Annotated in this window: 15 protein-coding genes; 8 read left to right on the top strand and 7 right to left on the bottom strand. The window is 60.8% G+C overall.

The genetic code is table 11. From position 1 onward, the window contains the following. The first annotated feature begins 182 nt into the window (after nucleotides 1-182). From ACM6IV_RS22680 to ACM6IV_RS22655, 6 genes are all read left to right on the top strand, one after another. A complete protein-coding gene (locus ACM6IV_RS22680; protein WP_414871737.1) occupies nucleotides 183-2,306 on the top strand; it encodes a TonB-dependent receptor plug domain-containing protein in 2,124 nt (707 codons plus the stop codon). Beyond that, on the top strand, nucleotides 2,307-3,239 hold the full coding sequence (locus tag ACM6IV_RS22675; RefSeq protein ID WP_414871736.1) for an ABC transporter substrate-binding protein: 933 nt from the start codon (nucleotides 2,307-2,309) through the stop codon (nucleotides 3,237-3,239). Then, nucleotides 3,236-5,140: an ATP-binding protein gene (locus tag ACM6IV_RS22670; protein ID WP_414871735.1), complete on the top strand. Its 1,905-nt coding sequence runs from the start codon at nucleotides 3,236-3,238 to the stop codon at nucleotides 5,138-5,140. The genes ACM6IV_RS22675 and ACM6IV_RS22670 overlap by 4 nt, the downstream gene beginning before the upstream one ends. A 247-nt stretch (nucleotides 5,141-5,387) precedes the next feature. Then, nucleotides 5,388-5,903: a 3-hydroxyacyl-[acyl-carrier-protein] dehydratase FabA gene (fabA, locus tag ACM6IV_RS22665; RefSeq protein WP_003227150.1), complete on the top strand. Its 516-nt coding sequence runs from the start codon at nucleotides 5,388-5,390 to the stop codon at nucleotides 5,901-5,903. 11 nt (nucleotides 5,904-5,914) lie between these two features. Further along, nucleotides 5,915-7,135: a beta-ketoacyl-ACP synthase I gene (fabB, locus tag ACM6IV_RS22660; RefSeq protein WP_007957797.1), complete on the top strand. Its 1,221-nt coding sequence runs from the start codon at nucleotides 5,915-5,917 to the stop codon at nucleotides 7,133-7,135. A 390-nt stretch (nucleotides 7,136-7,525) separates the two neighbouring features. After that, nucleotides 7,526-7,714: a hypothetical protein gene (locus tag ACM6IV_RS22655; RefSeq protein ID WP_034155814.1), complete on the top strand. Its 189-nt coding sequence runs from the start codon at nucleotides 7,526-7,528 to the stop codon at nucleotides 7,712-7,714. Between the two features lie 69 nt (nucleotides 7,715-7,783). Here ACM6IV_RS22655 and ACM6IV_RS22650 read toward each other — a convergent pair whose 3' ends face one another. From ACM6IV_RS22650 to ACM6IV_RS22620, 7 genes are all read right to left on the bottom strand, one after another. Continuing rightward, nucleotides 7,784-8,326, bottom strand: a complete 543-nt coding sequence (locus ACM6IV_RS22650; protein ID WP_038367495.1) for a DUF2058 domain-containing protein — start codon at nucleotides 8,324-8,326, stop codon at nucleotides 7,784-7,786. Between the two features lie 25 nt (nucleotides 8,327-8,351). After that, on the bottom strand, nucleotides 8,352-9,185 hold the full coding sequence (gene mazG / locus ACM6IV_RS22645) for a nucleoside triphosphate pyrophosphohydrolase (protein WP_414871965.1): 834 nt from the start codon (nucleotides 9,183-9,185) through the stop codon (nucleotides 8,352-8,354). 148 nt (nucleotides 9,186-9,333) lie between these two features. Further along, the gene (gene relA, locus ACM6IV_RS22640; RefSeq protein WP_414871734.1) at nucleotides 9,334-11,577 is read right to left on the bottom strand and encodes a GTP diphosphokinase; all 2,244 of its coding nucleotides are present in this window, start codon (nucleotides 11,575-11,577) and stop codon (nucleotides 9,334-9,336) included. 101 nt (nucleotides 11,578-11,678) lie between these two features. After that, nucleotides 11,679-13,055: a 23S rRNA (uracil(1939)-C(5))-methyltransferase RlmD gene (gene rlmD, locus ACM6IV_RS22635; RefSeq protein ID WP_414871733.1), complete on the bottom strand. Its 1,377-nt coding sequence runs from the start codon at nucleotides 13,053-13,055 to the stop codon at nucleotides 11,679-11,681. Beyond that, the gene (gene cysM, locus ACM6IV_RS22630) at nucleotides 13,055-13,957 is read right to left on the bottom strand and encodes a cysteine synthase CysM (protein WP_414871964.1); all 903 of its coding nucleotides are present in this window, start codon (nucleotides 13,955-13,957) and stop codon (nucleotides 13,055-13,057) included. The genes rlmD and cysM overlap by 1 nt, the downstream gene beginning before the upstream one ends. Before the next feature lie 212 nt (nucleotides 13,958-14,169). Beyond that, nucleotides 14,170-15,594, bottom strand: coding sequence for a histidine kinase sensor domain-containing protein (locus ACM6IV_RS22625; protein ID WP_414871732.1), 1,425 nt, complete (start codon nucleotides 15,592-15,594; stop codon nucleotides 14,170-14,172). Continuing rightward, nucleotides 15,581-16,303, bottom strand: coding sequence for a response regulator transcription factor (locus tag ACM6IV_RS22620; protein WP_414871731.1), 723 nt, complete (start codon nucleotides 16,301-16,303; stop codon nucleotides 15,581-15,583). Before ACM6IV_RS22620 ends, ACM6IV_RS22625 begins: the two co-directional genes overlap by 14 nt. A gap of 219 nt (nucleotides 16,304-16,522) precedes the next feature. On the opposite strand from ACM6IV_RS22620, the gene ACM6IV_RS22615 reads away from it, so the two are divergent. Both ACM6IV_RS22615 and ACM6IV_RS22610 read left to right on the top strand, forming a co-directional pair. Next, nucleotides 16,523-19,276, top strand: a complete 2,754-nt coding sequence (locus ACM6IV_RS22615) for a response regulator (protein ID WP_414871963.1) — start codon at nucleotides 16,523-16,525, stop codon at nucleotides 19,274-19,276. An 82-nt stretch (nucleotides 19,277-19,358) separates the two neighbouring features. Further along, nucleotides 19,359-20,348: a 2-hydroxyacid dehydrogenase gene (locus ACM6IV_RS22610; protein WP_414871730.1), complete on the top strand. Its 990-nt coding sequence runs from the start codon at nucleotides 19,359-19,361 to the stop codon at nucleotides 20,346-20,348. Nucleotides 20,349-20,356: the final 8 nt, after the last annotated feature.

The raw sequence follows: 20,356 nt of genomic DNA, 5'->3' as shown, positions 1-20,356 counted from the left end.
TCCATACCAGTGGCGATGCCGGCATTATACGGGGCGACCCGGTCGCGGCCAGCCCCTGCGTCAATTACCGACACTTGTAGGAAGAAGACCAATAAAACCTAGGAAAATGCCTGCAACGTGACTGGAAAAGTCGCTGCCCTCGGTTAACATGCGCGCCAATTCTTCGCTATCAAGGTTGTGTCGTGTCTTTTGGCTCTGCGTCCCCGCGTTCGTCCGTGCTACTGGCGCTGCTGTTCAGCCCGGTATTGATGGCGGACGACCTGTTCCTGGACAACGCAGCACTGCCCCAGGTGCTGACCGCCACGCGCCTGAAACAGACACCGGCGGAAGTGCCAGGGAGCATGACCGTACTCGACAGCGAACTGATCCACGCCAGCGGTGCCCGCGACATCAGCGAACTGCTGCGGCTGGTGCCGGGGATGATGGTCGGCAACATCAGCGGCAATCAGGCGGCGGTCAATTACCACGGCACCAACGCCAGCGAAGCGCGGCGCATGCAAGTGCTGATCGATGGCCGTTCGGTGTATCGCGCCGGATTGTCCACGGTGGACTGGAGCGATATTCCGGTGGCCATGGAAGACATCGAGCGCATCGAAGTCTTTCGCGGCCCGAACACCGTCAGCTATGGGGCCAACGCGCTGATGGCGGTGGTCAACATCATTACCCGTCACCCGGCGGACAGCCACGGCACGCGGCTGAAGTACACCCGTGGCCAGCGTGGCATCAATGACTTCTACGCCAGCCAGGGCACCGGCTGGAATGGCGGCGATCTGCGTCTGTCCCTGTCCGGCCAGGAAGATGACGGCTTCGACAGCGATCGCAGCGGTGCCGATTACCGTGACAGTCGGCGTTTGAACCGTTTCAGTCTTGCAGTCAGCCATACCCTTAGCGACAACCAGAGTCTCGACTGGCAGGTCAACGCGAAGGACGGAACAAACCAGCGGCCGTACACGTACCGCCCCGTCTTCTCCGGGATTACCGCCGCCGGGAACAATTCCGACGTAGTGGCCAAGGATTACGCCGGTTCGGTGCGCTGGAACCTCGACATCAACCCCGAGCACAGCCTTTATATACAAGGTTCGGCGCAACACTGGGATCGACAGCAAACCTGGCGTGCCTGCGATGCCGAAGTGTCGTTCAGCCCCGAGCTGACGCAACTGTGGCAACTCAACCCGAATTACACCGAACGTCTGGCGCGCAACATCACGCAGTTCACCGGCCCGGGCGCTGCGCCCGGCACCCCGCAGGAAATGGCCCTGGCCAATCAGGTGCTCGACCAGTGGCGCAACGGCGCCAGCCGAACCCTGTGCGGCGACATCGATCAGAGCGCGCGGGAATCGCGTTACGACCTCGAACTGCAGGACACCCTCAGCCTGTCCGACAGCCTGCGTCTGGTCAGCGGCATGAACTATCGTTACGACCGCGCCGACTCCGAGACCTACTTCAATGGCACGCTGGACGACACCACCTGGCGCGCGTTCGGCCAACTGGAATGGCGCGCCACGGAACACTGGCTGTTGCAGGGCGGTGCGATGTTTGAAGACACGCAACTGATCGGCAGTTCGCTGACCCCGCGCTTCGCTGTCAATTACCTGATCAACCCGCGCCATGGCCTGCGCGCGGTGTACTCGGAGGCCATCCGCTCGCCGGACATGTTCGAGAACAACGTCAACTGGAGCTACCAGGTCAGCAAACTGCAGCCCTCGGCTTACGGCCAGTCATCGGCACGTTACTTCGTCAAGACCCGCGGCCCGGGCGATCTCGATCAGGAACACATGCGTTCACGAGAGCTCGGCTATAACGGCTATTTCGCCGAATTGGGGCTGGCCCTCGACGTGAAGCTGTTCTACGACGAGATCACCGGAATGATCAGTGAGCCGCTGCGCAACAACCAATACATCGCGAGCAACGCCAACAGTTCACGGTTTCGCGGCGTTGAAACCCAGCTCGACTGGCGCGTTAGCCTGGCCGACCGTTTGCGCTTCACTTACGCCTTCGTCGATGCCGAAGCGAGCAATCCGCTGGACCAGCAATTCACCTCGCGCAACAGCGGATCGGCCGGCTGGTTACGCGATTGGGGACATGGCTGGAACAGCGCCCTCTTCTATTACGGCGACAACGCGCTTAATGGCTACCGTTTCGAACGGGTCGACACGCGCATCGCCAAACGCATTCCGCTGGGCAAAGCCCAGCTGCAATTGGCCGGCGTGCTGCAACAGCGTCTCGACCACGAGCCGAACACTTTCGTCGACAACAATTATGACGAACGCCACGTGATGTATTTCAGCGCCGAGCTGGAGTTCTAGATGCGCCGCAACCTGTCACGCAAGACGCCTACCCTTGGCCACTGGCTGGCGGGTTTTTGTCTGTTTTTGACCGCGTGGCTGCATGGCGTGGCGGTGCAGGCCGCCGACATTCTGCTGACCGGCGCCGAGGAAAGCCCCGGCGTGCAGGCGTTCGTGCAGGCGCTGAGCGAGTTGCGACCGACCGACAACGTGCGTTTCCAGCCACTGGCCAGTCTGCCGGCACCGGGCAAGTTGCCCTCCAACCTGCGCTTGATTCTGCTCGATCTGCCGAGCCTCGACTGGCGCCTGCAGGATTCTCAGGGGCCGATGACCCTGGTTCTGCGCATCAGCCGCTTGCAGGCCAGACAACGGCTCGGCAACGCACAACCGCCCCACTTGAGCCTGTTGTGGAGCGATCCGCCGCTGAGCCGGCAGTTGCAGTTGATCCGGCGGATTCTGCCGCAGGCGCGGCGCATCGGTGTGCTGTTTGACCAACACAGTGAATTCCTGCTCAACGAACTGCATCAGGTCGCGCAACCACTGAAACTGGAAATCGTCAGCCAGCGCTGGGACAACATTCACGACAGCCGCCCTCTGCAAGCCGTGCTGAAGAACAGCGATGTAATGCTGGGGTTCGACGACCCCGACCTGTACAACCCGAAAACCGCGAAAAACCTGCTGCTCAGCAGTTACTCACGGCAAGTCGCGCTGGTCGGCCCCAACGTGGCATTCGTTCGCGCCGGCAGCCTGGCCAGCAGTTACAGCGATCAGAACGACTGGCTGGCCATCCTCGATCAATTGCTTGACCAGCCACCATCCAACTGGCCGCGCTCGCTCTATCCCGCACGTTTTAAAGTCTCAAGTAATGCACAGGTCGCTCGTTCACTGGGTATCGAACCGCTGAATGAAGCGTCTGTTGCCAGCGCGCTGGCTGAAGGAGAACGCCGCCCATGAGTTTCCGTCGCCGTTGGGATATCAACACCCGCACTCAGCTGATCAGCCTGGGTCCGGCGTTGTTGCTGACCTTGTTGCTGATCAGCTTCTTCACTTTCGTGCGCATTCAGGATTTGCGCCAGGAGCTGAACCACACCGGCCAGTTGATCGCCAACCAACTGGCGCCGGCTACCGAATACGGGGTGATTTCCGGCAACAACGAAGTCCTGGAAAGCCTGCTCAAAGCGACACTGGCCACGCCTAACGTACGTTTTCTGGAAATACAGGACAGCGCCAACCGGATTCTGGTGTACGTCGAACAACCCGCCGCTGCGCACAGCCGGCCGCATCAGGTCGAAGTGTTTCAGGCACCGGTACGGCTGCAGCGCATCGCCCTGCATAATGATTTCTTTCAGGACGGTAAGGTCAGCAATGGCGGGGCCAGCGAGGACTATCTGGGGCGGGTGATTGTTGGCCTGTCCAACGATGCCTTCAGCCAGCGCCAGCAAGAGATCCTGCTCAAGGCCGGAATTCTCGCGCTGTTCGCCCTGCTCTTCACTTTTGTGTTGGCGCGGCGCCTGGCCGGTAGCCTGTCGCAGCCGATTCGCGATATCGGCGATGCGGTCAAGGCGATTCAGGACGGCGATTACAAAACCCCGCTGCCGATTGTCGATGACACCGAACTGGGCGCGCTGTCACAACACATCAACAACCTCGCCCAGGCGCTGGAACAGGCCAGCCGTGAGCAGCACCAGGCTATGGCGCAACTGATCCAGACCCGCGAGGAAGCGGAAAAGGCCAACAACGCCAAGTCCGATTTTCTGGCGATGATGAGCCACGAACTGCGTACACCCATGAACGGTGTGCTGGGCATGCTGCAATTGCTGGAAACCACCGAGATGACCGAGGAGCAGGTCGAATACGCCGCGCTCGCCTCGGAGTCCACCGAACACCTGTTGAAAGTCATCAACGATATTCTCGACTTCTCGCGTATCGAACGCTCGGAGCTGGAACTGGAGCACATCCCGTTCAACCTCGCCGAACTGATTGGCGCCTGCGCCCAGTCGTTCCAGCACAGCGCGGTGCAACGCGGTCTGGCGCTGAATCTGCGGATCCCGGACGACATGCGCGGTTTGCAGGTGCAGGGCGATCCGACGCGGATCCGGCAGATTCTGGTCAACCTGGTCGGCAATGCGCTGAAGTTCACCGAACAGGGCCGGGTCAGCATCGAGGCGCAGTGGCAGTCACTGGATCACGAATTGTTGTGGTTCACCTGCTCGGTGCGCGACAGCGGCATCGGTATTTCTTCTGAGAGTCTGGAGTTGATGTTCAACGCTTTCCAGCAGGCCGACAGTTCGATCTCACGGCGCTATGGCGGCACCGGCCTCGGTTTGCCGATCGCCCGTACGCTGGCCGAACGCATGGGCGGCACCTTGCGCGCGCAGAGCGAGGAAGGTCGCGGCTCAGTGTTCACCCTGGAGATTCCGCTGGCACTCTACAAGCAGGCGCTGCCGCCACTGGCCGTGCCCCGTGCGCTGAACGGCAAAGGGCATGGCGAGGGCCGCAATGTCTTGCTGGTCGAAGACAATCCGGTGAACCAGACGGTTATCGAAGCGATGCTGCGCAGTCTGGGCTTTACTGTCAGTGTTGCCACCGATGGCGCGCAGGCCGTGCGCAGTGCCGAGGGCCATGACTTTGAAGTGATTCTGATGGATTGCCGGTTGCCGATCATCGATGGCTACGAGGCCACCCGGCAGATTCGTCTCCTGCCTGGCCGCAGCGAAGTGCCGATCATCGCGCTGACCGCCAACGCCTTGCAGGGCGACCGTGAAACCTGTCTGTCGGCGGGCATGAACGATTATCTGGCAAAGCCGTTCAAACGTAATGATCTGCAGCAGATTCTGCAGCGCTGGGTGTCGTAGTGTGGGCCTTTCGACCATCTGCGACTGGCGTGAAATGCGAAAGTGCGGCAGTCTTAGGCACCCGAACAAGCCTCAAAAGAGGCTTGAATAAAAATTTCAGTGCACAAGTGTACATTCATGTCCTTGGTGCTGTGACTTTCACCACAACGCAATAGTCTATGAGTAGGCTGCCGGTTCGAGGCATGAACGCTTCGAACGGTCGGGAAGATTTGCCCCACCTGCCGCATGGGATTATTGAGGAGCTCGCATGACCAAACAAAACGCCTTTACTCGGGAAGATCTGCTGCGCTGCAGTCGCGGTGAGCTGTTCGGCCCAGGTAACGCGCAACTGCCCGCCCCGAACATGCTGATGGTGGATCGCATCACCCTGATCAGCGAAGAAGGCGGCAAGTACGGCAAAGGTGAATTGGTCGCCGAGCTGGATATCAACCCTGACCTGTGGTTCTTCGCGTGCCACTTCGAAGGCGATCCGGTGATGCCGGGCTGCCTGGGTCTGGATGCCATGTGGCAACTGGTCGGCTTCTTCCTGGGCTGGCAAGGCCTGCCGGGCCGCGGCCGTGCGCTGGGTTCGGGCGAAGTGAAATTCTTCGGTCAGGTCCTGCCGACCGCCAAGAAAGTCACCTACAACATTCATATCAAACGCGTCCTCAAGGGCAAGCTGAACCTGGCCATCGCCGATGGTTCGGTGACTGTCGACGGTCGCGAAATCTACACCGCCGAAGGCCTTCGCGTCGGCGTGTTCACCTCCACTGACAACTTCTAAGGGTTATTCGCATGCGCCGCGTCGTTATCACTGGTCTGGGCATTGTTTCGTGCCTGGGCAATGACAAAGAGACCGTCTCCGCTAACCTGCGTGCAAGCCGCCCTGGCATCCGGTTCAACCCGGAATATGCTGAAATGGGTCTGCGTAGCCAGGTTTCCGGCTCCATCGACCTCAACCTTGAAGAACTGATCGATCGCAAGATCTATCGTTTCGTCGGCCACGCAGCGGCTTACGCCTACCTGGCCATGAAAGACGCGATTGCCGACTCCGGTCTGACCGAAGAGCAAGTGTCCAATCCGCGTACCGGCCTGATCGCCGGCTCCGGGGGTGCCTCCACGCTGAACCAGATGGAAGCGCTGGACATCCTGCGCGAGAAAGGCGTGAAGCGCGTTGGCCCATACCGCGTAACGCGGACCATGAGCAGCACCGTTTCCGCTTGCCTGGCCACGCCATTCAAGATCAAGGGCCTGAACTACTCCATCGCTTCTGCCTGCGCCACCAGTGCTCACTGCATCGGTACCGCCATGGAACAGATCCAGATGGGCAAGCAGGACATCGTCTTCGCCGGCGGCGGTGAAGAAGAGCACTGGAGCCAGTCGTTCCTGTTCGACGCGATGGGCGCTCTGTCCAGCAAGCGTAACGACACCCCGGAACAAGCTTCCCGTGCCTACGATGCCGACCGTGACGGTTTCGTCATCGCTGGCGGTGGCGGCATGGTCGTGGTTGAAGAGCTGGAACACGCTCTGGCCCGCGGCGCGAAAATCTACGCGGAAATCGTTGGCTACGGCGCGACCTCCGACGGCTACGACATGGTTGCACCGAGTGGCGAAGGCGCCATCCGTTGCATGCAGCAGGCCTTGTCCACCGTTGATACGCCAATCGACTACCTGAACACCCACGGCACTTCGACTCCGGTCGGCGACGTTGCGGAAATGAAAGGTGTGCGCGAAGTGTTCGGCGACAAGGCACCTGCAATCAGCTCGACCAAGAGCCTGTCCGGTCACTCCCTGGGCGCCGCCGGCGTTCACGAAGCGATCTACTGCATGCTGATGATGGAAGGCAACTTCATTGCCGGCTCCGCCAACATCGACGAGCTGGACCCTGAAGTGGCCGATCTGCCGGTGCTGACCAAGACCCGCGAGAACGCCACCATCAATACCGTGATGAGCAACAGCTTCGGCTTCGGCGGCACCAACGCCACGTTGGTACTGAAGCGTTGGGAAGGCAAATAATTTCCCGCTGCTGAGCCACACCTGAAAACGCCCCGACTGGTTCGGGGCGTTTTTTTTGCCTGAAGAAAACTCATGGCCGACACAAATCCACTGTAGGAGTGAGCCTGCTCGCGATGGCTGTGGATCAGCCAACATCGTTGGTGACTGACACTGCGCTATCGCGAGCAGGCTCACTCCTACAAGGGTTTGCGATGGTCTGAAAATGAAACTTCTGTCATGAAACCTACCGCCCTGCGACCGAATGTCGCGGATTACGCGGGCTGCAGCACTGTTGCAAAAAACGCAACAACACCTTGCGCAAATCAGCCGTTTACTTAGCAGGCTAACAAATTCTATAAAAGAGTCCTGCACACGCCTTGCTGCAGATAACTTGAGATTTGGAGCTAGCAGATGACTGTAAAAGTAACTGAACGCGACGATTCACACATGTCCCACGAAGGCGTAGCCGCCGGTATCCGCATCTGGGATGTGCATCAACAAGACTTGCTGGTCGGCATGTTCCACAACGAGATCGACGCCCACAACTACAAGGCCGAACTCGAAGTGCAAGAGCAACAACGCGAAGCCCGTTCCTCCTGAGTCACCACAGCATTGAAAACGACAAACCCCGCCATGAGCGGGGTTTGTCGTTGTTACAGCTGTATCGGTTTACCACATCAGATCATCAGGGATCTGATAGGCCGCGTACGGATCGTCCTCGCTGCTGACCTCTTCAGTCTGCACGTTGAGCTGGACGATGCGCTGTGGATCACGCTCCTGAATCTTCAGGGCCGCTTCACGCGGAATGACTTCGTAGCCGCCGGCATGGTGCACGATCGCCAGCGAACCGCTGCTGAGCTTGTTGCGCATCAGCGTGTTGACCGAGATGCGCTTGACCTTCTTGTCGTCGACGAAGTTGTAGTAGTCCTCGGTGGTCAGCTTCGGCAGACGCGAGACTTCGATCAGTTGCTTGACCTGCGCTGCACGCGCCTTGGCCTCGGCTTTCTCTTTCTGCTGACGGTTCAGCTCCTGGTCACGCTTGACCTTCTCGGCCATGGCTTCCTGGGCGGCACGCTGTTGCGAGTCATCCAGCTCGATCTGGCCTTTGTGCGCCAGACGCTGCTGCTTTTGCTTGTCCTTGCTGACCTGCTTGGCCTGCTTTTGGTTGACCAGGCCTGCTTTGAGCAACTGATCGCGAAGGGAAATACTCATGGTGCTTACTCACTTGGGCAGTGGCTCAGCCGCAGCCGGGCACATTCTTTTCCTGACGTTTGGCTTCACCCCACAGGGCGTCCAACTCTTCGAGGGTGCAATCTTCCATGGGACGGTGGGTGTCGCGCAATGCCTGTTCGATAAAACGGAAACGTCTTTCAAACTTGCCGTTGGCGCCACGCAGTGCCGTTTCCGGGTCGACCTTCAGATGCCGGGCCAGATTGACCACGGAGAACAGCAAGTCGCCGATCTCGTCAGCCACGGCGACGGCATCATTTTCGGACATCGCTTCGAGGACTTCATCGAGTTCTTCGCGCACCTTGTCGAGCACCGGCAAGGCGTCCGGCCAGTCGAAACCGACCTGCCCGGCGCGCTTCTGCAATTTGGCCGAACGCGACAGTGCCGGCAACGTGGCCGGCACGTCATCGAGCAGCGACAGTTGCTCGGGCGCGGCGGATTTCTCCGCACGCTCTTCGGCCTTGATCTCTTCCCAGCGCTGCTTGACCTGTTCTTCGCTCAAGCGCGGCACATCCAGCGGCGCGTACAGATCGCCGGTGGGAAACACGTGCGGGTGGCGACGGATCAGCTTGCGGGTAATGCTGTCGATCACCCCGGCAAATTCGAAGCGCCCTTCTTCCTTGGCCAACTGGCTGTAATACACCACCTGGAACAGCAGATCGCCCAACTCGCCCTGCAGGTGATCGAAGTCGCCGCGCTCGATGGCGTCGGCCACTTCGTAAGCTTCTTCGAGGGTGTGCGGGACGATGGTCGCGTAGGTTTGCTTGATGTCCCACGGGCAACCGTACTGTGGATCGCGCAGACGGTTCATGAGGTGGAGCAGGTCTTCAAGGCTGTACATCATTTCACTCACTACATAGATCCCTGTGGGAGCGAGCTTGCTCGCGAAGGCGGACTTTCAATCACATCACTGCTGGATGCGATACCGTCTTCGCGAGCAAGCTCGCTCCCACATTGGATCGGCGGTTAACATTCGAGAGCGCCAATCCTCACGGAGTACGGTTACGCCGCGTTTCGATGATGTTCGGCAACTGCGAAATGCGCCCCAGCAAGCGCCCCAGCGCATCCAGTCCCGGGATCTCGATGGTCAGGGACATCAGCGCAGTGTTGTCCTCCTTGTTCGAGCGGGTGTTGACCGCCAGCACGTTGATGCGCTCGTTGAGCAGCACCTGCGAGACGTCACGCAGCAGCCCGGAACGGTCGTAGGCGCGGATGATGATGTCCACCGGATAGGTGAGCACCGGCACCGGCCCCCAGCTGACCTGAATGATCCGCTCCGGCTCGCGTCCGCCCAGTTGCAGCACCGAGGCGCAGTCCTGACGGTGAATGCTCACGCCACGGCCCTGGGTGATGTAACCGACGATTGCATCGCCCGGCAGCGGCTGGCAGCAACCCGCCATCTGCGTCATCAGGTTGCCCACGCCCTGGATCTGAATGTCGCCGCGCTTGCCCGGTTTGTACCCGGTGGCCTTGCGCGGAATCAGCTCCAATTGTTCGTTGCCGCGTTCCGGCTCGACCAGTTGCTGCGCCAGATTGACCAGTTGCGCCAGACGCAAGTCGCCGGCACCGAGGGCGGCGAACATGTCTTCGGCGGTTTTCATGTTGGCCTTGTCGGCCAGCTTGTCGAAGTCCACCGCTGGCAGACCGAGACGCGTCAGTTCGCGCTCGATCAGGGTTTTACCGGCCGCAACGTTCTGATCGCGCGCCTGCAATTTGAACCAGTGAACGATCTTCGCCCGCGCCCGCGAGGTGGTGACGTAACCGAGGTTGGAGTTCAGCCAGTCGCGGCTCGGCGTGCCGTGCTTGCTGGTGATGATCTCGACCTGCTCACCGGTCTGCAGGCTGTAGTTGAGCGGCACAATGCGCCCGTTGATCTTCGCGCCACGGCAGTTGTGGCCGATTTCGGTGTGTACGCGATAGGCGAAGTCGAGCGGCGTCGCGCCTTTCGGCAAGTCGATGGCGTGACCGTCGGGAGTGAAGATGTAGACCCGATCCGGCTCGATATCGACGCGCAGCTGTTCGGCCAGACCACCGATATCGCCCAGTTCTTCGTGCCACTCGAGGACCTGCCGCAGCCAGGAGATTTTCTCTTCGTAGTGGTTCGAACCGGATTTGACGTCGGTGCCCTTGTAGCGCCAGTGCGCGCAGACGCCAAGCTCGGCTTCTTCGTGCATCGAGTGCGTACGGATCTGCACTTCGAGGACTTTGCCTTCCGGACCGATCACCGCCGTGTGCAACGAGCGGTAGCCGTTCTCTTTCGGGTTGGCGATGTAATCGTCGAATTCTTTCGGGATGTGCCGCCACAAGGTGTGGACGATGCCCAGCGCGGTGTAGCAGTCGCGCATTTCCGGCACCAGCACACGCACCGCACGCACGTCGTAGATCTGGCTGAACTCCAGCCCCTTGCGCTGCATTTTGCGCCAGATCGAATAGATGTGTTTGGCCCGGCCGCTGATATCGGCATCGACGCCGGTGGCCTGCAGTTCGTCCTTGAGCTGGGTCATCACATCGGCGATGAAACGCTCGCGATCCAGCCGTCGCTCGTGGAGCAACTTGGCGATCTGCTTGTATTGATCCGGCTCCAGGTAACGGAAGGACAAGTCCTCCAGTTCCCACTTGATATGACCGATGCCGAGGCGGTGCGCGAGCGGCGCATAGATGTCGAAGACTTCGCGGGCGACACGGTTGCGTTTTTCGTCGTCGGCGGTTTTCACCGCGCGAATGGCGCAGGTGCGTTCGGCGAGTTTGATCAGCGCAACGCGAACGTCGTCAACCATCGCCACGAGCATCTTGCGCAGGTTTTCCACTTGCCCTTGCGTGCCCATGACCATCGACTGACGCGGGCTGAGGCTGGCGCTGATGGCCGCCATGCGCTGCACGCCGTCGATCAGTTTGGCCACCACCGGGCCGAAGCGCTGGCCGACCGCCGCGAGTTCGATCTGGCCTTCGCGCACACCGCGATACAGGACCGCGGCGACCAGCGAATCCTGATCGAGTTTGAGATCGGCGAGAATCTCGGCGATTTCCAGGCCGGTACTGAAACTGCCGGAGCCTTCGGCCCACAGATTCTTCTTGGCATTGGACTGTTGTTCGGCCTCGCGAGCGAACTCGCAGGCTTCTTTCAAGGCTTCGCGATCCAGTGCCAGATCGACACTGACCGCGTGATCGAGCCAAGCCTCGAGATTGATACTGCCGTCAGTGTTGATCGGCTGGTGTGCTCTCACCTGTACCATCTTGCTTTACCTTCCCTACGACGCAGATTCAATGCGTCAAATCGCTGATCCTTGTTGCCCGTTTGCACTCGCGGGGCTAAAGCGAGCGCTGTGCGGACAGATCAGGCGGATTCAGACGAGCCATCCTGGCTCGCTTCAAATAACGCCATGGCCTCGACATGTGCCGTCTGAGGAAACATATCGAGAATCCCGGCACGTTTTAACCGGTAGCCCTGCTTGATCAATTCGACCGTATCGCGCGCCAGAGTTGCAGGGTTGCACGACACATACACCAACCGTTTGGCACCCAGGGTCGCCAGCTTGCGAACCACCTCGAAAGCACCGTCACGCGGTGGGTCCAAGAGTACCGCAGAAAAGCCTTTTCCGATCCACTGGGCATCGGTCAAAGGCTGGGATAAATCGGCTTGAAAAAACTTTGTGTTATGCAAATTGTTACTAGCGGCGTTGGCTTCGGCCCGTTCAACCATCGTCTGCACGCCTTCGACCGCGACCACTTCACGCACGCTTCTGGCCAGCGGCAAAGCGAAGTTGCCGAGGCCGCAGAACAGATCCAGCACACGCTCGTCAGCCTGCGGTTTCAACCAGTCCAGCGCCTGCGCAACCATGGCTTCGTTGACGCCGGCGTTGACCTGAATGAAGTCACCCGGGCGGTACGCCAGATCGAGATCCCACTGTTCCAGGCGATAGCCCAGAGACTGGGTCGCATCGACCGGTTGTGGCTCGCCTTCGCCATGCAGCCACAATTGCGCTTCATGGAACTGGCAGAAGTCCTTGAGGATCGTCAGATCCGCTTCGGACAACGGCGCCATGTGCCGCAGCAGCACCGCCAGTGACGAGCCACTGAACAACTCGACATGGCCCAGCGCTTGCGGTTTGCTCAATCGGCGAAGCATCTCCGGCAAACGGCTCATGATCGGCTGCAAGGGCTGTACCAGCACCGGGCATTCGTTGATGGCGACGATGTCCTGACTGCCGGCGGCACGGAAACCGACTTCGAGTTTCTTCGCTTTCATGTCCCAGCGCACCGCGATCCGGGCACGGCGGCGATAGCCGAATTCCGGGCCGGTCAGTGGCGCTGCCCACTCTTGCGGTTCGACACCGGCGACACGCGACAACTGCTCGGCGAGCATGCGCTGTTTCAGGGCAAGTTGTTCGCCGTGGGGCAAATGCTGAACGCTGCAACCGCCGCAACGGCCGGCGTGCTGACACGGTGCCGGGCGACGCAACTCGCTGGCCTTGAACACGCGTTCGGTGCGCGCCTCGACCACTTTGCCGTGAGCGCCGAGCACCCGTGCTTCAACCTCTTCACCGGCGAGGGCGCCGAGGACGAACCAGGTTTTGCCTTCGAAAAACGCGATACCGCGACCGTCATTGGCCAGGCGCTCGATGCTCAAGCGCTGTTTTTTGCCAGTCGGGATTTGCGCGGCCTTGCTCCCGCCCGTGGGCTGGAAGCGCAGGCCTCTCTCATGCTTGGCCATCAGTTGAGCGCGTCGAAAATGCCGGTCGACAGGTAACGGTCGCCACGGTCGCAGATGATCGCGACGATCACCGCGTTTTCAACTTCTCTGGACAGGCGCAGCATCGCTGCCACCGCACCACCCGAGGACACGCCGCAGAAGATGCCTTCTTCGCGGGCCAGACGCCGGGTCACGTCCTCGGCTTCGCTTTGCGCCATGTCGACGATGCGGTCGACGCGATCGGCCTGGTAGATCTTCGGCAGGTATTCCTGCGGCCAGCGGCGGATACCGGGAATGGCCGAGCCTTCCATCGGTTGCAGACCGACGATCTGCACGCTGTCGCTCTGCTCTTTCAAGTAGCGCGATACGCCCATGATGGTGCCGGTGGTGCCCATCGAACTGACGAAATGGGTGATGGTGCCCTGGGTCTGACGCCAGATTTCCGGACCGGTGGTGGTGTAGTGCGCTTCAGGATTGTCGCCGTTGGCGAACTGATCGAGCACCTTGCCACGGCCTTCAGCTTCCATGCGCTGGGCGAGGTCGCGGGCGCCTTCCATGCCTTCTTCCTGGCTGACCAGAATCAGCTCGGCACCGTAAGCGGTCATCGCCGCTTTGCGCTCGGCGCTGGAGTTGTCCGGCATGATCAGGATCATCTTGTAACCCTTGATCGCGGCAGCCATGGCCAACGCGATGCCGGTGTTGCCCGAGGTCGCTTCGATCAACGTGTCGCCGGGATTGATCTGCCCGCGCAACTCGGCGCGGGTGATCATCGACAACGCCGGACGGTCCTTGACCGAACCCGCCGGGTTATTCCCTTCGAGCTTGAGCAATAGGGTGTTGCTGGTAGCACCGGGCAGGCGCTGCAAACGCACCAGCGGCGTGTTGCCGACGCAATCGGCGATGGTTGGGTACTGCAGGGTCATGGCGTATTCGCAATCCAGACGTGCGGGGGCGCCTATCATACCGGCAAACCTGCGAAGGCCATATCACGCAAAGTGCGGTGCTTATGGTTTATGGGAATAAGGGATTAAAAGTCGCGTCAGTGGTGCGACTTTTGCGGTGGGTCATCTTAATGGGCGGTGATGTGTATGGCATCTTCGCGAGCAAGCCCGCTCCCACAGGGGATCAGCGTTGTTCACACAATCTGCGGCGAACCGAGATCCACTGTGGGAGCGGGCTTGCTCGCGAAGGCGTCCGTCGACGCAACATCACCCGCAGCGACCAAGCGCAAATTCAAGCGCAATCCGGCCTTACTGTTCTCCGCCCAAATACTCCCGCCCTGACGCTGCACGGCATTGCGCGCAATGCTCAGCCCCAAACCAAATCCACCATTTCCGGGCCGCGAGCCGTCGAGTCGAGTGAACGCGGAGAAGATCCTTTCGAGATCTCCTTCCGCTACGCCGCCGCCCTGGTCTTCCAGCCACAGATGCCAGTAATCGCCATCGCGCCGACCATCAAGACGCACAATCGCGCCCGGCGGCGAATGCCGAATGGCGTTACGCAAAATATTCTCCAGCGCCTGCGCCAGTGTATTCAGGTTGCCTCGCACCCAGCACGACGCCTCGACCGAACATTGCAATTGCACACTCGGCCAGCCGCTTTCATAACAGGCATTGTCCGTGAGCATTTCCCACAGGGCCTGAATCTGGATGGCTTCGTCCGGCAACGGGCTGCGATCAGTGTCGAGCCAGGCCAATTGCAACGTGTCTTCGACCAGTCGTTGCATGCCGTCGACTTCCCGACTGATGCGCTCGCGCAGTTGCAGCAGGTCTTGCTCGCTTTCGCTGGCCACTCGCAGTCGGCTCAGCGGTGTGCGCAGCTCGTGGGACAGATCACGCAGCAGTTGCTGTTGCAGAGCCACAGTGGATTGCAGGCGCTCGGACATCGAGTCGAATGCCCGCGCCAGTTCGCCAAGTTCATCCGGCCGCTGGGTGATGCCGCTCGACAGCCGTACATTCAGTTGGTCCGCCCGCCAGGCGTTGGCCTGTTCGCGCAGGTTGTTCAGGGGCACGACCAGCAAGCGGTACAGACCGACACACAGTAATAACGTGAACAGACCGGGAATCACGCCGTTGGTGATGACGCGCCAGAACAGCCGATACTTGCCCGGAACAAATCGCTCGGGCAATTCGATCACCAGGCTGCCGGCAGACGGTTCTTTGGGAAAAGGAATGCGCAACCACGGCCGTCCCTTCTTGTGGATCGGCCAGTCGAGGCCGCGCAAAAAAGTCAGGTGCTGGAGTTCCTGATCATTCAGCGCATCACTGCCCAGCGAATGCAAATTGCTGCCGATGACGCCGACCCAACTGGCCTCGCGCAATTCCATGCTCTGCAGCCAGTCATCGACGCCGTTGCGGCCGCCATGCTGCCACGCCTGTTCCGCTTGCGCGGCGTAACGCGTCAGGGTGCCGCGCGCCTCGTCGGAGAGGAACTGGTTGCGCTCCTCCATATAGCGGCCCCACGACCAGCTCAGCCAGATCATCAGCAGACAGAATGCCACCAGCAGAAACGCCAGTTTCCAGAACAGTGAATGCCGCCCCGGCAGTTCAGAGCGTTTCATCAGCGGCGCTCAACACGTAACCCTTGCCCCAGACGGTGCGCACTTCGCGTTCGGTGTAACCGATGGCTTTCAGTTTGCGGCGGATCTGGCTGATGTGCATGTCGAGACTGCGGTCATGGGCCGCGTATCCACGCTGCAGAACGTGCTGATAAAGGAAGGCTTTGCTCAGCACTTCCTCGTCGTTGCGATTGAGGGTTTCCAGCAAACGGTATTCGCTACGGGTCAGCCCGGCGGGTCGTTCACGGAAAAACACATCGCTCTGTTCATCGTCGAAGCGCAGCGTACCGGGCGCCACTGGCGCCGCCAGCAATGCCGGTCGCCGATCCAGCGCCACCCGACGCAGGATCGCTTCGATGCGCACATGCAACTCGGCCATGCTGAACGGCTTGGGCAAATAATCGTCGGCACCGAGACGGAAACCGCTGATGCGATCGGCCTCGGCGCCGAGGGCCGACATCAGCAGCACCGGCGTGGAATGGCTCTGGCGCAATTGCGTCAACACCTGCAAACCGTCCAGGCCCGGCAAGAGGATATCCATCAGCACCACGTCGAACGGCTGGGCGGTGGCGATGTTCAGGCCTTCCTGGCCGTTCTGGCACCAGGTCACCTGAAAGCCGCTGCGGCCCAGATGTTCGTGAACATAGGCGCCGAGAACGGGGTCGTCTTCAATGGAAAGAATGCGTGGCTGGCCAGCGGAAACAGGAGTCATGAGTATCTGCAAGTAATTCTCAGTTGAGCGCGATTATTCAAGATTGTCGGACAGCGGGCAACTCAAGGTTGACCGAGCTGACCAACGAGCAGCGCCGCCCTGCCCCGAGGCGAGCGCATTTTTCCGGAGATTGCCCGCGAGCAAATCGCTACACTGCGCCCATGTCGCGTGCTGGATGCATGCATGAGTCAACAGATCAGCGGGATGCAGGAGATAGGCGTGCTCAAGAAACTGGGAATCAAAGGTCGTGTGTTGCTGCTGACCTTGTTGCCGACCAGCCTGATGGCGCTGGTGCTGGGTGGTTATTTCACCTGGACGCAGCAGGCCGACTTGCAGAGCCAATTGATGCAGCGCGGCGAAATGATCGCCGAGCAACTGGCGCCACTGGTGGCCCCCGCCATGGGGCACGGCAACAGCGAACTGCTGGAGCGCATCGCCACGCAATCCCTTGAACAGCCGGACGTGCGCGCAGTGACCTTCCTCGCCCCGGATCGCTCGCCGCTGGCGCATGCCGGCCCGACCATGCTCAATCAAGCCCCGAGCGGCGACAGCGCGCAATTGCAACGGCGCAGCGGCAATGACGCGACGCGTTACCTGATGCCGGTGTTCGGCAAACATCGCAACCTCGCCGGCGAACTGATCCCGCAAGAGTCCGAACGCCTGCTCGGCTGGGTCGAACTGGAGCTGTCGCACAACGGCATGTTGCTGCGCGGTTATCGCAGTCTGTTTGCCAGTCTGTTGCTGATCGCCGCCGGCCTGGTGGGCGCGGCCCTGCTGGCGTTGCGCATGGGCCGCACGATCAACCGCCCGCTGAGCCAGATCAAACAGGCCGTCGCGCAACTCAAGGACGGCCATCTGGAAACCCGCCTGCCGCCACTCGGTAGCCAGGAACTGGATGAGCTGGCCTCCGGCATCAACCGCATGGCCGGCACCCTGCAGAACGCCCGCGAAGAACTGCAACACAGCGTCGATCAGGCCACCGAAGACGTGCGCCAGAACCTGGAAACCATCGAGATCCAGAACATCGAACTCGACCTGGCGCGCAAAGAGGCGCTGGAGGCGAGCCGGATCAAATCCGAATTCCTCGCCAACATGAGCCACGAAATCCGCACGCCGCTCAACGGCATTCTCGGCTTCACGCACCTGCTGCAAAAAAGCGAACTGACCCCGCGCCAGCTCGATTATCTGGGCACCATCGAGAAGTCCGCCGACAGCCTGCTGGGGATCATCAACGAGATCCTCGACTTCTCGAAAATCGAGGCCGGCAAACTGGTGCTCGACCACATTCCGTTCAACCTGCGCGACCTGTTGCAGGACACCCTGACCATCCTCGCCCCCGCCGCGCACGCCAAACAGCTGGAACTGGTCAGTCTGGTCTATCGCGACACGCCGCTGTCGCTGGTCGGTGATCCGCTGCGCCTGAAGCAGATCCTCACCAACCTGGTCAGCAACGCAATCAAGTTCACCCGCGAAGGCACCATCGTCGCCCGCGCGATGCTTGAAGATGAACACGAAGACAGCGTGCAACTGCGCATCAGCATTCAGGATACTGGCATCGGCCTGTCGAATCAGGACGTGCGCGCGTTGTTCCAGGCCTTCAGTCAGGCCGACAACTCGCTGTCGCGGCAACCGGGCGGCACCGGTCTGGGGCTGGTGATTTCCAAGCGCCTGATCGAACAGATGGGCGGTGAAATCGGCGTCGACAGCACGCCGGGCGAAGGCTCGGAATTCTGGATCAGCCTGAGCCTGCCGAAAACCCGCGACGACGCCGAAGACTTGCCGGCCGCGCCGTTGCTCGGGCGCCGCGTGGCGGTGCTGGAAAGTCACGAACTGGCGCGTCAGGCCTTGCAGCACCAACTGGAAGATTGCGGCCTCGATGTCACGCCGTTCAATACCCTGGAAACCTTGACCAACGGCGTCACTGGCGCGCACCAGACCGATCAGGCGATTGATCTGGCGGTCATCGGCATCACCAGCAACGACATGCTGCCCGAGCGTTTGAATCAGCACATCTGGGACCTCGAACACCTCGGCTGCAAAGTGCTGGTGCTGTGCCCGACCACCGAACAGACGCTGTTCCATTTATCGGTGCCGAACCCGCACAGTCAGCTGCAAGCGAAACCGGCCTGCACGCGCAAACTGCGCCGGGCCCTGGCCGATCTGGTCAACCCGCGCCAGCCGCGCAATGAGCCGGGCGAACCGTTGTCGAGCCGTGCACCGAAAGTCCTGTGTGTCGACGACAACCCGGCCAACCTGCTGCTGGTGCAAACCCTGCTCGAAGACATGGGCGCCAAGGTACTCGCAGTGGAAAGCGGCTACGCGGCGGTCAAAGCGGTGCAGAGCGAATCCTTCGATCTGGTGCTGATGGACGTGCAGATGCCCGGCATGGACGGCCGCCAGAGCACCGAAACCATTCGCCAGTGGGAAAGCGAGCGGCACTCTACGCCACTGCCGATCGTCGCCCTCACCGCCCATGCCATGGCCAACGAAAAACGCGCGCTGCTGCAAAGCGGCATGGACGATTACCTGACCAAACCGATCAGCGAGCGGCAACTGGCGCAAGTGGTACTGAAATGGACCGGCCTGGCTTTACGCAATCAAGGGCCGGAACGGCTCAGCGACAACGCCGCCGGCAATAATGAATTGCCGGTGCTCGATCACGAGGAAGGTTTGCGCCTGGCCGCCGGCAAGGCTGATCTGGCGGCGGACATGCTGGCGATGCTGCTCGCGTCTCTGGAAGCCGACCGCGAAGCCATTCGCGCGGCACGCGACAGCCACGATCAGAATGCGCTGCTTGAACGCGTGCATCGCCTGCACGGCGCGACGCGGTACTGCGGTGTGCCGCAGTTGCGTGCTACCTGCCAGCGCAGTGAAACGCTGCTCAAACAGGACGACCCGAAAGCGGCACTGGCCCTGGATGAGCTAGAGCGGGCGATCAACCGGTTGGCTGCACAAGCGAAGATCAGCGCCTGATCCACAGCAATGCCGGTCAACGCCAACAGCGCTAAAGTGGGTTCGGGTGATTCAATCCGTGTCGATGCTCCAGGAGGAATTCATGCGCACACTCGTGTTCAGCAGCCAGACCTACGACCGCGACAGTTTTCTCGCCGCCGATTGCCCGACGGGTATCGAGCTGCACTTTCAACCGGCCCGGCTCAGCCTCGATACGGCCGCGCTGGCCGACCAACACGACGTGGTTTGTGCGTTCATCAATGATGACCTCAGCGCTGCAGTGCTGGAGCGTCTGGCGGCGGGCGGCACACGCCTGATTGCCCTGCGCTCGGCGGGTTACAACCACGTCGACCTGGGCGCGGCGAAACGTCTGGGACTGGCCGTGGTGCGCGTGCCGGCCTATTCGCCGCATGCGGTGGCCGAACACGCCGTGGCGCTGATTCTGGCCCTCAACCGTCGCCTGCACCGTGCCTATAACCGCACCCGTGAAGGCGATTTCAGCCTGCATGGCCTGACCGGTTTCGATCTGGTCGGCAAAACCGTGGGGATTGTCGGCACCGGGCAGATCGGCGCGACCTTCGCCAAAATCATGCACGGTTTCGGCTGTGAGCTGCTGGCCTATGACCCTTTCCCGAATCCGGATGTGCTGGCGTTGGGGGCACGCTATCTGAGCCTGCCGCAGTTACTCGCGCAATCGCGGATCGTCAGCCTGCACTGCCCGCTCAACGAGCAGAGCAAACACCTGATCAACCGCGATTCACTGGCGCACATGCAGGCCGGCGCCATGCTCATCAATACCGGCCGCGGTGGTCTGGTCGACACGCCGGCGCTGATTGATGCACTGAAGGACGGCCAACTGGGCTATCTGGGTCTGGATGTCTATGAAGAAGAGGCGCAGCTGTTTTTCGAGGATCGCTCCGACCTGCCCTTGCAGGACGATGTGCTGGCGCGATTGCTGACTTTTCCCAACGTGATCATCACCGCCCATCAGGCGTTTCTGACCCATGAAGCGCTGGGGGCGATTGCCGCAACCACCTTGCACAACATCGCGACCTGGGCGGCAGGCGCGCCGCAGAACCAGGTCGAGGGTTGACAGTCCAG

This window comes from Pseudomonas sp. IT-347P (genome assembly GCF_949768005.1).
Classification (GTDB): Bacteria; Pseudomonadota; Gammaproteobacteria; order Pseudomonadales; family Pseudomonadaceae; genus Aquipseudomonas.
The sequence above is the reverse complement of the archived record's forward strand: the minus strand, read 5'-3'. Positions and strand labels throughout refer to the sequence as shown.